Raw genomic sequence first — 12,723 nt, forward strand, 5'->3', positions numbered from 1 at the left:
GAGTGAACTTATGAGCTTGAATCCTAGAGACGTCGTGATTGTCGACTTCGGTCGTACTCCGATGGGCCGCTCCAAGGGCGGCATGCACCGCAACACCCGCGCCGAAGACATGTCGGCGCACCTGATCAGCAAATTGCTGGAACGCAACGTCAAGGTCGACCCGAACGAAGTCGAAGACGTGATCTGGGGCTGCGTGAACCAGACCCTGGAGCAGGGCTGGAACATTGCCCGCATGGCGTCCTTGATGACTCAGATCCCGCACACTGCTGCCGGTCAGACCGTCAGCCGTCTGTGTGGCTCGTCGATGAGCGCTCTGCACACTGCTGCGCAAGCGATCATGACCGGAAACGGTGACGTGTTCGTGGTTGGCGGCGTCGAGCATATGGGTCACGTGAGCATGATGCACGGTGTCGATCCGAACCCGCACATGTCGCTGTATGCGGCGAAAGCCTCGGGCATGATGGGCCTGACCGCTGAAATGCTGGGCAAAATGCACGGCATCACTCGCGAGCAGCAGGACGCTTTCGGCGTGCGCTCCCACCAACTCGCCCACAAGGCGACCTTGGAAGGCAAGTTCAAAGACGAAATCATCCCGATGCAGGGCTATGACGAGAACGGTTTCCTGAAACTGTTCGACTACGACGAAACCATTCGTCCGGAAACCACCCTGGAAAGTCTGGCGGCTCTGAAGCCGGCCTTCAATCCAAAGGGCGGCACCGTGACTGCCGGTACTTCGTCGCAGATCACCGATGGTGCTTCTTGCATGATCGTGATGTCGGCGCAGCGTGCCCAGGATCTGGGTATCCAGCCTCTGGCAGTGATTCGCTCGATGGCAGTGGCAGGTGTGGACCCGGCGATCATGGGCTATGGTCCAGTTCCGGCTACACAAAAAGCGCTGAAGCGCGCTGGCCTTGGCATCAACGATATCGACTTCTTCGAGCTCAACGAAGCTTTCGCCGCACAGGCTCTGCCAGTGCTGAAAGATTTGAAAGTGCTCGACAAGATGAACGAGAAGGTTAACCTGCACGGCGGCGCGATCGCCCTGGGTCACCCGTTCGGTTGCTCCGGTGCTCGGATTTCCGGCACTTTGCTGAACGTGATGAAGCAGAATGGCGGCACCTTCGGGGTAGCTACCATGTGCATTGGTCTCGGCCAAGGCATCTCCACCGTCTTCGAACGCGTTTAAGCGTCTCGTCGATGGAAGCCGGGGCCAAGTGCCCCGGTTTTTGTTTTTGTGGATTTATTTTATTTTTTTTTGAAAAAATTTGAGTGAGGGCCGAAGCATGCCGATACAACCTGGGCTCTACCAACATTACAAAGGTCCGCAGTACCGTGTATTCAGTATTGCGCGGCACTCCGAGACCGAAGAAGAAGTGGTCTTTTACCAAGCCCTGTATGGCGAATTCGGCTTTTGGGTACGCCCCTCGAGCATGTTCATGGAGTCCGTCGAGGTTGACGGCGAGCAGGTCCCGCGCTTTGCTTTGGTGCAAGCCGAACCGAGCCTTTTTTCCAAGCCATAAGTCGAGTGCGCGCAGAACCCTGCGCTTGACCTCACCTTGTAGCCACTATATATAGCGGTGCCGCGTCAGGCGCCAACCGCCTTTCACTTCTAGAATTCAGGAATTTTCTGATCCATGGGCAAATCGCTGGTCATTGTGGAATCCCCGGCTAAGGCCAAGACCATCAACAAGTATCTGGGTAACCAATACGTGGTGAAGTCGAGTATCGGCCATATCCGAGACCTGCCCACCAGCGGTTCGGCTAGCGCCAGCAAAGAGCCAGCCGCCAAGCGTGGCAAGGCCGCTGCGGGCGAAGGTCCGGTGCTCACGCCGAAAGAGAAAGCGCGCAAGCAGCTTGTCTCGCGCATGGGTGTCGATCCCGATCACGGCTGGAAAGCCAAATACGAGATCCTTCCTGGCAAGGAAAAGGTCATCGAAGAGCTGCGCCGGCTCGCCAAGGATGCTGACACCATCTATCTCGCAACCGACTTGGATCGCGAGGGGGAAGCCATTGCATGGCACCTGCGCGAAGCCATTGGTGGTGACGACAGCCGCTACAAGCGCGTGGTGTTCAACGAAATCACCAAGAAAGCAATTCAGGAAGCTTTCTCGGCACCGGGCGAGCTGGACATCGATCGTGTGAACGCCCAGCAAGCGCGTCGTTTCCTCGATCGCGTCGTTGGCTACATGGTCTCGCCACTGCTGTGGTCGAAGATCGCCCGTGGTCTGTCCGCCGGTCGCGTGCAATCGGTTGCCGTGAAGCTGGTGGTTGAGCGTGAGCGTGAGATTCGCGCTTTCAACCCGGAAGAGTACTGGGAAGTGCACGCCGACCTTGGCACCGCCAAAGGTTCGACCGTGCGTTTCGAAGTGGCTCGCGAGAAAGGCGAAGCCTTCAAGCCGCTGAACGAAGCCCAGGCCATGGCCGCGCTGGAGAAGCTCAAGTCTTCCAGCTACAGCATCGTCAAACGCGAAGACAAGCCGACCAGCAGCAAGCCATCGGCGCCGTTCATTACTTCCACGTTGCAGCAGGCCGCGAGTAACCGCCTGGGCTTCGGCGTGAAGAAAACCATGATGATGGCCCAGCGTCTGTATGAAGCCGGCTACATCACTTATATGCGTACCGACTCCACCAACCTATCGGTTGATGCCGTGACGATGGCGCGCACTTATATCGAAGACGAGTTCGGCAAGAAGTACCTGCCGGAAACGCCGAACGTCTACAGCAGCAAGGCAGGCGCACAAGAGGCTCACGAAGCGATTCGTCCATCTGACGCCAACACCACGCCAAGCAAGCTTGCGGGCATGGAGCGTGATGCTGAGCGTCTTTACGAGTTGATCTGGCGCCAATTCCTGGCTTGCCAGATGTTGCCGGCCCAATATCTGTCGACCACCGTCAGCGTCGCTGCTGGCGAATTCGAGCTGCGCGCCAAGGGCCGCATCCTGAAGTTCGACGGCTACACCCGCGTGATGCCGCAAATCGCCAAGCCTGGTGATGACGACGTGCTGCCGGATATGGCTCAGGGCGACGTGATGAAGCTGATCAAGCTTGATCCGACCCAGCACTTCACCAAGCCACCGGCTCGTTACTCGGAAGCCAGTCTGGTTAAAGAAATGGAAAAACGTGGTATCGGTCGTCCTTCGACTTATGCCGCGATCATTTCGACCATTCAGGATCGCGGTTATGTGACTTTGCATAATCGTCGTTTCTATTCGGAAAAAATGGGCGACATCGTCACTGAGCGTCTGTCGGAGAGCTTCTCGAACCTCATGGACTACGGCTTCACCGCCGGCATGGAAGAGAACCTCGATGACGTGGCCCAGGGCGAGCGTGACTGGAAAAACGTGCTGGACGAGTTCTACGGTGACTTCAAGAAAAAACTCGAAGTAGCCGAAAACCCGGAAACCGGCATGCGCGCCAACCAGCCGGTCATGACCGACATTCCGTGCACCACTTGCGGCCGACCGATGCAGATCCGTACTGCGTCGACCGGTGTGTTCCTCGGTTGCTCGGGCTACAGCCTGCCGCCGAAAGAACGCTGCAAGGCCACCGTCAACCTGGTGCCGGGCGACGAAATCGCTGCGGACGACGAAGGTGAGTCGGAATCGCTGGTACTGCGCGGCAAGCATCGCTGCCCGATTTGCAGCACAGCGATGGACGCTTACCTGCTCGACGAGAAGCGCAAGCTGCACATCTGCGGTAACAACCCGGATTGCGCCGGCTACGAGATCGAGGAAGGCAGCTATCGCATCAAGGGCTACGAAGGTCCTAGCCTGGAATGTGACAAGTGCGGCAGCGAGATGCAGTTGAAGACCGGCCGTTTCGGCAAGTTCTTCGGTTGCACCAACCCGACCTGCAAGAACACCCGCAAACTGCTGAAGAGCGGTGATGCGGCGCCACCGAAGATGGACCCGGTGAAGATGCCTGAGCTGAAATGCGAAAAGGTCAACGACACCTACATCCTGCGTGACGGTGCATCCGGTCTGTTCCTCGCCGCGAGTCAGTTCCCGAAAAACCGTGAGACGCGTGCTCCGCTGGTTATCGAGATTCTGCCGCACAAGGATGAGATCGATCCTAAGTACCACTTCCTGTGCGATGCGCCACAGAAAGATCCTGATGGTTTGCCGGCGGTGATCCGTTACAGCCGCAAGACCAAGGAGCAATACGTGCAGACCGAAGTCGACGGCAAGCCTACCGGTTGGAAGGCTTACTACGATGGTGGCAAGTGGACTGTTGAAGACAAGCGTACCGCGAAGTCCAAATAATCCACGGCACTGAAAAGGCCGCATGAAACCTTCGGGATTTCATGCGGCCTTTTTGTTTTCTGCTTGCGGTCGGATCTACTGATCCACGACACTGTCGGGCCTGTGTGACGCAATTATTTCGTTGTGGAGACTGCCTTCATGGCCCACGAACTCTATACCCGTACCAATCAGAAGATCTATTTCGCCGGTCTTTCGCTGGAAGCCTTGGCTCGCGCTGAAGAGGGGCGGGCGATGAACTCCCTGGCGCTGATTCAGGCCGGGCGCGAATCGGCGTTGTTTCACCTCTATGGCGCGTTGCTGGGGCTGTGCCATGAGATCGCCGGGTTCTATCGTCTGCCTCAGGCCAATGCGCCGCGGGCGGAGATGCTGTTGACCCGTGAAGTGCTGGAGTCGATCGCTATCCCGGAGTTGGCCGAAATGGTCGAATTGGCCGGTAATCCGGAAACCTGGTTGGCGCAATTGCTGGCTGCACATTCGGCAATGTTCCAGCCGCCACGGGTGCCTCACAAGCCGAAGGGCGATGTGACGCAGCCATTGATTCTGGCGGTCAATCTGGATGAAGAAGAGGCACCGCAAGAGTTGAGTCGTGAAGAGCTGGAGAGCTGGCGACAGAACCTGAAAGGCTTGGCGATTCGCTTTCGTGAAGGTTTGAACGAGTGCTGATGGCGATTGACACGGTGGCAATCTGAAACATGCTGCTGGTCAAGATCCCGAGCGAAGCCTGAACGATGTCTATATAATCCCTGCCTTTCGTGGAGAACAGACCCATATGCCAACGTCCTTTCTAGAAATTGTCGAGTTACCAGACGGTCGTATCGAACTGCGCAGGGCTGAGGACGAAGGTTCTTTGGTGACGCTGGATTTCTCCGAGGATGCCAAAGCGTTTCTGCAAGGTCAGCACGTTGAAATCGCCAAGGCGATGTTGAGCGTCGGCGTGCAGATGGCCGGTCGTATGGTTGAGGGTGAGTTTGATAAAGAAGAGGGGCCGCGGGTTCTTCACTGATCCCCGCCTGTCTGCGATTTTTGTCGTTATCGCTCCAGATCGGCTTCTCTATCCCTGGAGAAGCCCTGCGCTGCATACAGCGCACGTTACAAGTGAATCAGCCCAGTCGAATATTCAGACTTTGCGCGTTGCCGGTTCTGGCAGCGCTGATCAGTTGTTGCCGTGAGCTTGTGCTCAACGGATTGATCCAGCTAACCACCGTGTGGCTGCGGCCCAGGCGCAACGCTTCGCACGTCAATTGCTGAGCGCTTTGAATGCCGCGTGGCTGTAGCAGCAGAATACGCTCCCGGTTCAGGCCAGCGTCTCTTAGCCATGACTGCGTAACACTGGCGGGAGGGGCGATCAGCGTCAGCCAGCGTGCGTCCTGATCCTCGCTCAAATCGCGAAGGATCGGGGCGAGCAGGTTCAGGCAGTTCCCGGCCGCACCACGCAGAGACAGCTCACTGAATACTTCAGGTTCGGCATTCCAAGGGCGCTCGATCACTTCTTTGAGGATCGGTGCCATGGGTTGTGCCAGAAACGCTTCGAATAACGGCAGTTGTGTTTGCTGAGGTGTGTGTGGGAACTGCATAAAGCCTCCTTTAGCGGCGGATTACGCCGACACTCAAGCCTTCGATCACTAGTTCCTGATCTTTCAGGTCGACTTCGATAGGTGCGAACTCTGGGTTTTCCGCAATCAGCCAGACTTTGTTGCCATCGCGCTTGAAGCGTTTGACGGTGACTTCGTCGCCGATTCGGGCAACTACGATCTGGCCATTACGCGCTTCGCGAGTGGTGTGAACTGCCAGCAGGTCACCGTCGAAAATGCCGATGTCCTTCATGCTCATGCCGTGCACGCGCAACAGATAGTCGGCGCGAGGATGAAAGAAGGCCGGGTTGATGTTGCAGGATTCTTCGATGTGCTGCTGGGCGAGGATCGGAGCACCAGCGGCCACCCGGCCAATGATCGGCAGTGTGGAATCGTCGGCCTTGGCTTCGAAACCCGGGATGCGGATACCGCGAGAAGCGCCGGGAGTCATCTCGATGGCGCCCTTGCGGGCCAGTGCCTTGAGGTGTTCTTCGGCAGCGTTCGGCGATTTGAAGCCCAGTTCCTGAGCGATTTCCGCACGGGTCGGCGGGTAGCCGTTGTCTTCGAGGCAGCGTTTGATGAAGGCCAGAATCTCGGCTTGGCGTGGCGTCAGTTTTAGCATATTGATCGCTCTGTCTTTTTATACAGTGACTGGGATTATATACAGTGAAGCGGTCTTGGCAATGCCCGTTTTTTTGCAGGCCGCCAGACGGTCGGCAGCTGCACTTATTAATGCATCGGGCTTGTGTGGTTAAATAGCTGACCGACCATTCCCAAAACGAACTGGCAGGCTTGACAAGGCACAGGCTGAAACGTATGTTTCAAACAAGTGTTTGTCAGGCGGAGTAGCCATGGCCCAGTCGGAAACCGTTGAACGCATTCTTGATGCTGCCGAACAGTTGTTCGCAGAGAAGGGTTTCGCGGAAACCTCATTGCGTTTGATCACCAGCAAGGCCGGCGTCAACCTGGCTGCGGTGAACTATCATTTCGGTTCCAAGAAGGCGCTGATCCAGGCGGTGTTCTCGCGTTTTCTCGGGCCGTTCTGCATCAGTCTGGATAAAGAGCTCGAACGCCGTCAGGCCAAGCCTGAAAACAAGCCGACGCTCGAAGAGCTTCTCGAGATTCTTGTCGAGCAGGCGCTTGTCGTGCAGCCACGCAGCGGCAACGATCTGTCGATCTTCATGCGCTTGCTCGGCTTGGCTTTCAGTCAGAGTCAGGGCCATTTGCGACGTTATCTGGAAGATATGTACGGCAAGGTGTTCCGTCGCTATATGTTGCTGGTCAACGAAGCGGCTCCGCGCATTCCACCAATCGAACTGTTCTGGCGCGTGCACTTCATGCTCGGTGCTGCTGCATTCAGCATGTCCGGCATCAAGGCTTTGCGGGCGATTGCCGAGACTGATTTCGGCGTCAACACCTCCATCGAGCAAGTCATGCGCCTGATGGTGCCGTTCCTTGCGGCCGGCATGCGCGCCGAAACCGGTGTCACCGATACCGCGATGGCAACTGCGCAACTGCGTCCGCGTACTAAATCAACGCCGGTGGCCGCCAAGGTTTAACCGCGCACGGGTGGGCGCGGCAGCTTGTATCCGCTAAGCTAGCCGCCCATGCTGACTCTCGTTCTGAACCCGTTCTCCATAGATTTCGTCGACCTGTCGGGCACTGCCTTCGGTGGCGATTTCGTGCAGGTCGGGTTTTTCGTTTTCAAGGAATTTTTATGACTGCTGGCCTGCAAGGCTCGTTGATGGTGGACGTCGCCGGTACCTGGCTGACGGCCGAAGATCGCCAATTGTTGCGCCAGCCCGAAGTGGGCGGCCTGATCATCTTCGCGCGAAACATCGAGCATCCACGTCAGGTGCGTGAGCTGAGCGCGGCAATCCGTGCCGTTCGCCCGGACCTGCTTCTGGCGGTGGACCAGGAGGGCGGTCGTGTACAGCGTCTGCGTCAGGGCTTCGTGCGACTGCCGGCGATGCGCGCTATCGCTGACAACCCGAATGCCGAATACCTCGCCGAGCAATGCGGCTGGATCATGGCTACTGAGGTGTTGGCAGTCGGGCTCGACCTGAGCTTCGCGCCTGTGCTGGATCTCGACTATCAGCGCAGCGCCGTGGTTGGCACCCGTTCCTTCGAGGGTGATCCGGAGCGCGCAGCGCTGCTCGCCGGAGCATTCATTCGCGGCATGAACAGTGCGGGCATGGCCGCCACGGGCAAGCATTTCCCTGGTCACGGCTGGGCGGAAGCTGATTCCCATGTTGCTATCCCGAACGACGAGCGCAGTCTCGACGAGATCCGCGCCAACGACCTCGTGCCGTTCGCCAAACTCAGCAAGCAATTGGCCGCTGTAATGCCGGCCCATGTGATCTACCCGCAAGTCGATTCGCAACCAGCCGGATTCTCCCGACGCTGGCTGCAGGACATCCTGCGCGGCGAGTTGCAGTTCGACGGCGTGATATTCAGTGACGATTTGTCGATGGCCGGCGCCCACGTAGTCGGCGATGCTGCCGGCCGTATCGAAGCCGCGCTCAGCGCCGGTTGCGACATGGGTCTGGTGTGCAACGATCGCGCTGCCGCCGAACTGGCCCTGAGCGCCGCGCAACGCTTGAAGGTCAAGCCATCGGCACGCATTGCGCGGATGCGCGGCCAGGCGTTCGCCAGCACCGATTACCGTCAGGACCCGCGCTGGCTCACCGCCATCGGCGCGCTCAATGACGCTCAACTGATTGATTAAGGACTCTTCGTTATGACGGTTTACGCGATTATCGGTGGCACTGGCCTGACCCAGCTCGAAGGCTTGAGCATTCGTCAGTCGCTGGCAGTGGATACGCCTTATGGTGCGCCATCGGCCGAGGTGCAGATCGGTGAGTACGCCGGCAAGGAGGTGTTGTTCCTGGCCCGCCACGGCCATCCGCATCGCTTCCCGCCGCACAAGGTCAACTACCGCGCCAACCTCTGGGCGTTGAAGCAGGCCGGTGCCGAAGCGATCATTGCAGTCAATGCCGTTGGCGGGATTCATCCGGCAATGGGCACCGGGCATTTCTGTGTGCCGCACCAGATCGTCGACTACACCAGCGGTCGCGAGCACACCTTTTTCGCTGACGACCTGGAGCATGTCACCCATATCGACTTCAGCTTTCCTTACAGCGAGCCGCTGCGTCAGCAGTTGATTGCCGCACTGGCGGCGGAAGGATGCGAATACAGCGGTGAGGGTGTTTACGCCTGTACGCAGGGTCCGCGACTCGAAACCGTGGCCGAAATCGTGCGTCTGGAGCGTGATGGCTGCGACATCGTCGGCATGACCGGTATGCCCGAAGCGGCGCTGGCCCGTGAGCTGGATCTGGATTACGCCTGTTTGTCGCTGGTGGTGAACCCGGCAGCGGGCAAGACCACGGCGGTGATCACCATGGCTGAAATTGAGCAGGCTTTGCATGACGGGATGGGCAAGGTGAAATCGACGTTGGCGCGGGTGCTCAAGGGCTGAGTCTGGCCTGACACCGAGTCGACCCCATCGCTGGCAAGCCAGCTCCCACAGGTTTCGGGTTGAGCCGAAGTTTTATTTACGGCTCATAACCTTGTGGGAGCTGGCTTGCCAGCGATAGCGTCCTGATTGCCGCCAACATTCTCAACGTTTGTCGAGCTTGTCCGGCAACGGCGCAAACAGCGCTTCAATATCATCATTCTGCAACTTCCAGTCCCCGGCCTTGCGCCCGTCCAGCACGCCCGCCGCCAGGTCGGATTTTTCCTTCTGCAAGTGCTGAATCTTCTCTTCCACCGTGCCTCGGGCAATCATCTTGTAGACGAACACCGGTTTCTCCTGACCGATTCGATACGCCCGGTCAGTCGCTTGATTCTCGGTCGCCGGGTTCCACCACGGGTCGTAGTGAATCACCGTATCCGCTTCCGTCAGGTTGAGCCCGACGCCGCCAGCCTTCAGGCTGATAAGAAAGATCTGACGCGTACCACTCTGAAATTCCTTCACCGGCGTACGCCGATCACGGGTTTGCCCGGTCAGTAGCGCATACGAAATATTGCGTTTTTTCAGCTCTGCCTCGATCAGTGACAGCATTGAAGTGAACTGCGAAAACAGCAGAATCCGCCGACCTTCTTCAAACAGCTCTTCGAGCATTTCCATCAGGCTGTCGAGCTTGCCCGAGGTGCTGCCGCGAGCGGGCAGGGTGGCATCGTTCACCAGTCGCAGATCGCAACAGACCTGCCGCAACTTGAGCAGTGCCTCAAGAATGATGATCTGGCTGCGCGCCACGCCTTTACGGGTAATCTCGTCGCGAACCTTCTTGTCCATCGCCAGACGCATGGTTTCGTAAACGTCGCGCTGGGCTTCATTGAGATCGACCCAGTGGATGATCTCGGTTTTCGGCGGAAGCTCGGTGGCAACCTGTTCTTTGGTTCGACGCAGCAGAAACGGTTTGATCCGACCGTTGAGGTGCTGGAGTCTGACCTCGCTGCCACGTTTTTCGATGGGTGCACGGTAATCGGCATTGAAGCTTTTGACGTCGCCAAGCCATCCCGGCAGCAGGAAGTGAAACAGCGACCACAGCTCACCCAAGTGATTTTCCAGTGGCGTGCCGCTCAGGCACAGGCGCTGGCGAGCGTTGAGCTCACGTGCAGCCTGCGCAGCTTTACTGTTTGGATTCTTGATGTATTGCGCTTCATCCAGCACCAACACGTGCAGCGGTTGTTGCACCAGGCGTTCGATGTCCTTGGGCAACAGCGCGTAGGTAGTGAGGATAAGGTCGTATTCAGCGAGTTTCTCAAAGTGCTTTTTACGACTGGCACCGTACAGCGCCACCACCTTCAATTGCGGGGTGAAGTGCGCTGCTTCGTCGAGCCAGTTGGGGATCAGGCTGGTGGGCATCACCACCATGCACGGTCGATCCAGGCGTCCGGCATTTTTCTCGCTGAGAATGTGCGCCAGAGTCTGTAAGGTTTTTCCCAGCCCCATGTCGTCCGCGAGAATCCCGCCAACCTCAAGTTGCCGTAGCGATTGCATCCAGCTCAAACCTTCAAGCTGATACGGGCGCAACGTTGCGTTCAAGCCTTGCGGTGCTTGCGCGCTGTAATCACGAATATCGCGCAGACGCTGGGCGAAACCGCGAATGTGCTCGCCGCCCTCCCAAAGCAGTGGAATGCCTTCCAGCGAATTGAGTCGTGTAGCGTCGGCCTTGCTCAGGCGCAGCGTGGTTTCGCCCGGTTCCTGCAAATAGAATTCGCCGAGGGTCGCCAGTACCGGTTTCAACCGGCCGAGTGGTAGCGCCACTTGCAACGGGCCGTGCTCGCTGTTGCGCTGCGGAATATTCACCAGAATCAGCTCTTCATCCCGACGCCGCGCAAGGCGTTCCGGGTTGAGGATTTCCGCGTGCGAGCGCATCAGGTTGAGCAGAATTGGCAGCAGGCTCAGGCGTTCGCCGTTGACGATGATCCCCAGTTCCAGATCAAACCAGTCGCGCTCCGGCGCTTGTTCGACGGTGGCGTACCAGTCATCGACAGCGGTCAGGTCGAAGCCGAACTCTTCGTCGATCTGCAATTCCCAGTTCTGAGTGCGCAGCTTTGGCAGCTCATTGAGAGTGAAGGTCAGCCAGGCACTGTCATTGACCATCTCGTACAACTCGCCAGCGCTTTCCGGCAGCGCTTTGCTCTGGCGGGTGGCGATGCGAAATCCGAGGATTCGCAGTTGCTCTCGATAGGACTGTTCGACTTCCGGGTGACGTTTTATCCGTAGCGTCTGGGTTTCCTGGCGGATCAGGATGTCGCTGTTCTTTTGCCCGCTGACGTATTCGTCCAGATAGCTGAAAGACAGCGCCGCACGATGCTGGATGTAGCGCTGCATCTTGCCGTTACGCGGTTCGAAAGCACTGAACTCGACACTGGCCAGCCACAGGCGCGGCACCGGCTGCACATTGTCCACCAGCACTTGCGGCGGAGCCTTTGGGCCGCGGTTTTCCAGCACTGCCTGAAGCTTTTCCAATAATTCGGCATCTTTGGCAGCAGCAGGGTATTCGAGGGTTTCCTGCACTTGCAGCAATACCGCCGCGCAATGTTTGCAGTTGCTGCGAACCGGGCAGGTGCAGGTGGCATCGACCATCAGCAGCGTGCCTTTGGCTGACTCGCGCAGGTGAATGGTCTGACGGTAAACGTTACCGCCAGAGCCTTCACAACTGGCGGTGATGGTCGCGTCGCCGACCTGAGCGATTCGTACCCGGTTTTCCAGAGCGTAGCGGCGGCCACGCTCCAGGCTCTGTTCCTTGAATCGGCTGACCCAGGAGGGTGCCAACGGTTTACTCAGTGGCGGGGACATAAGGACTTCGATCAGTCCGGAATGGCTTCAGGGGCTTGCCGTGGGGCGGGCGCCGTCAGAGAGGTGATCTTGACCAGCAGCCCCAGATGGCCGTTGTCGAGAAAATTCAGTTGGCCATTTTTGGTATGACTGTCCTGTTTCAGGCGCTCGCTGGCGGTGACCATGCCGTTGGCGTCGATCTGATTGACCCAGAAATCGGCGTTCACATCGGTGAAGCGGCCGAGTTTCATTTCCAGTGTGCCCTCGATCGGGAATTGACCGAACTGTTCCGAGCCTTCGCTGACTGCCACCTTCGCCGGCGCTTCGCCGAGGGTTTGCTGCCAGGCCCTGTGCATCAACACGCTGTAATCGCCGCTGGCGGTGAGTTTTGCCGCTACATCGCCCAATGCCGGCGTGCGTTTGCTGTCGTCGCCCAGGCGTTGGGCACCAGCGGCCCAGTCTTCCGGTGCGGCGCGGCTGACAATCGCCGGTACCGCGTTCTGGCGTACCAGAATCATTTCGACCATATACGTGTCATCGGCAAATGCCGTGGGAGCGACCAGTGTCAGAAGCAAGGTCAGTGAGCGAAACAGGCGCATGC

General features: G+C 58.2%; 12 protein-coding genes. 8 read left to right on the top strand and 4 right to left on the bottom strand.

Annotated elements, in window-relative coordinates:
- Positions 1–10 precede the first annotated feature (10 nt).
- The 5 genes from fadA (at position 11) to ACTWLJ_RS16655 (ending at position 5,265) form a co-directional block, all read left to right on the top strand.
- On the top strand, positions 11–1,186 hold the full coding sequence (fadA, locus tag ACTWLJ_RS16635; protein ID WP_010456360.1) for an acetyl-CoA C-acyltransferase FadA: 1,176 nt from the start codon (positions 11–13) through the stop codon (positions 1,184–1,186).
- 97 nt (positions 1,187–1,283) lie between these two features.
- Positions 1,284–1,520 (top strand): DUF1653 domain-containing protein, encoded by a 237-nt coding sequence (locus ACTWLJ_RS16640; RefSeq protein WP_445177616.1) that lies wholly within the window; start codon positions 1,284–1,286, stop codon positions 1,518–1,520.
- Between the two features lie 114 nt (positions 1,521–1,634).
- Positions 1,635–4,262, top strand: coding sequence for a type I DNA topoisomerase (gene topA, locus ACTWLJ_RS16645; protein ID WP_445177617.1), 2,628 nt, complete (start codon positions 1,635–1,637; stop codon positions 4,260–4,262).
- Between the two features lie 138 nt (positions 4,263–4,400).
- Positions 4,401–4,925, top strand: a complete 525-nt coding sequence (locus ACTWLJ_RS16650; RefSeq protein ID WP_401220103.1) for a DUF6586 family protein — start codon at positions 4,401–4,403, stop codon at positions 4,923–4,925.
- A gap of 106 nt (positions 4,926–5,031) precedes the next feature.
- Complete coding sequence (locus tag ACTWLJ_RS16655; RefSeq protein WP_003226592.1) at positions 5,032–5,265, top strand: hypothetical protein; 234 nt, start codon at positions 5,032–5,034, stop codon at positions 5,263–5,265.
- A gap of 97 nt (positions 5,266–5,362) precedes the next feature.
- Here ACTWLJ_RS16655 and sulA read toward each other — a convergent pair whose 3' ends face one another.
- Positions 5,363–5,836, bottom strand: a complete 474-nt coding sequence (sulA, locus tag ACTWLJ_RS16660; protein WP_401220100.1) for an SOS-induced cell division inhibitor SulA — start codon at positions 5,834–5,836, stop codon at positions 5,363–5,365.
- A 10-nt stretch (positions 5,837–5,846) separates the two neighbouring features.
- Complete coding sequence (gene lexA, locus ACTWLJ_RS16665) at positions 5,847–6,455, bottom strand: transcriptional repressor LexA (protein ID WP_445177618.1); 609 nt, start codon at positions 6,453–6,455, stop codon at positions 5,847–5,849.
- Positions 6,456–6,684: 229 nt separating this feature from the next.
- On the opposite strand from lexA, the gene ACTWLJ_RS16670 reads away from it, so the two are divergent.
- The 3 genes from ACTWLJ_RS16670 to ACTWLJ_RS16680 all read left to right on the top strand — a co-directional run bounded on the left by ACTWLJ_RS16670 (position 6,685) and on the right by ACTWLJ_RS16680 (position 9,311).
- Positions 6,685–7,392, top strand: coding sequence for a TetR/AcrR family transcriptional regulator (locus ACTWLJ_RS16670; protein WP_401220097.1), 708 nt, complete (start codon positions 6,685–6,687; stop codon positions 7,390–7,392).
- A 158-nt stretch (positions 7,393–7,550) separates the two neighbouring features.
- Positions 7,551–8,561: a beta-N-acetylhexosaminidase gene (gene nagZ, locus ACTWLJ_RS16675; RefSeq protein ID WP_445177619.1), complete on the top strand. Its 1,011-nt coding sequence runs from the start codon at positions 7,551–7,553 to the stop codon at positions 8,559–8,561.
- Between the two features lie 12 nt (positions 8,562–8,573).
- The gene (locus ACTWLJ_RS16680; RefSeq protein ID WP_401220093.1) at positions 8,574–9,311 is read left to right on the top strand and encodes an S-methyl-5'-thioinosine phosphorylase; all 738 of its coding nucleotides are present in this window, start codon (positions 8,574–8,576) and stop codon (positions 9,309–9,311) included.
- Positions 9,312–9,452: 141 nt separating this feature from the next.
- Here the strand turns inward: ACTWLJ_RS16680 and ACTWLJ_RS16685 are convergent, their stop codons facing one another.
- Together ACTWLJ_RS16685 and ACTWLJ_RS16690 are read right to left on the bottom strand one after the other, a co-directional pair.
- Positions 9,453–12,143, bottom strand: a complete 2,691-nt coding sequence (locus ACTWLJ_RS16685) for a DEAD/DEAH box helicase (RefSeq protein WP_445177620.1) — start codon at positions 12,141–12,143, stop codon at positions 9,453–9,455.
- An 11-nt stretch (positions 12,144–12,154) separates the two neighbouring features.
- Positions 12,155–12,721, bottom strand: coding sequence for a CsiV family protein (locus tag ACTWLJ_RS16690; RefSeq protein WP_401220089.1), 567 nt, complete (start codon positions 12,719–12,721; stop codon positions 12,155–12,157).
- Between the last annotated feature and the right edge of the window lie 2 nt (positions 12,722–12,723).

The organism is Pseudomonas sp. McL0111 (assembly GCF_052567255.1).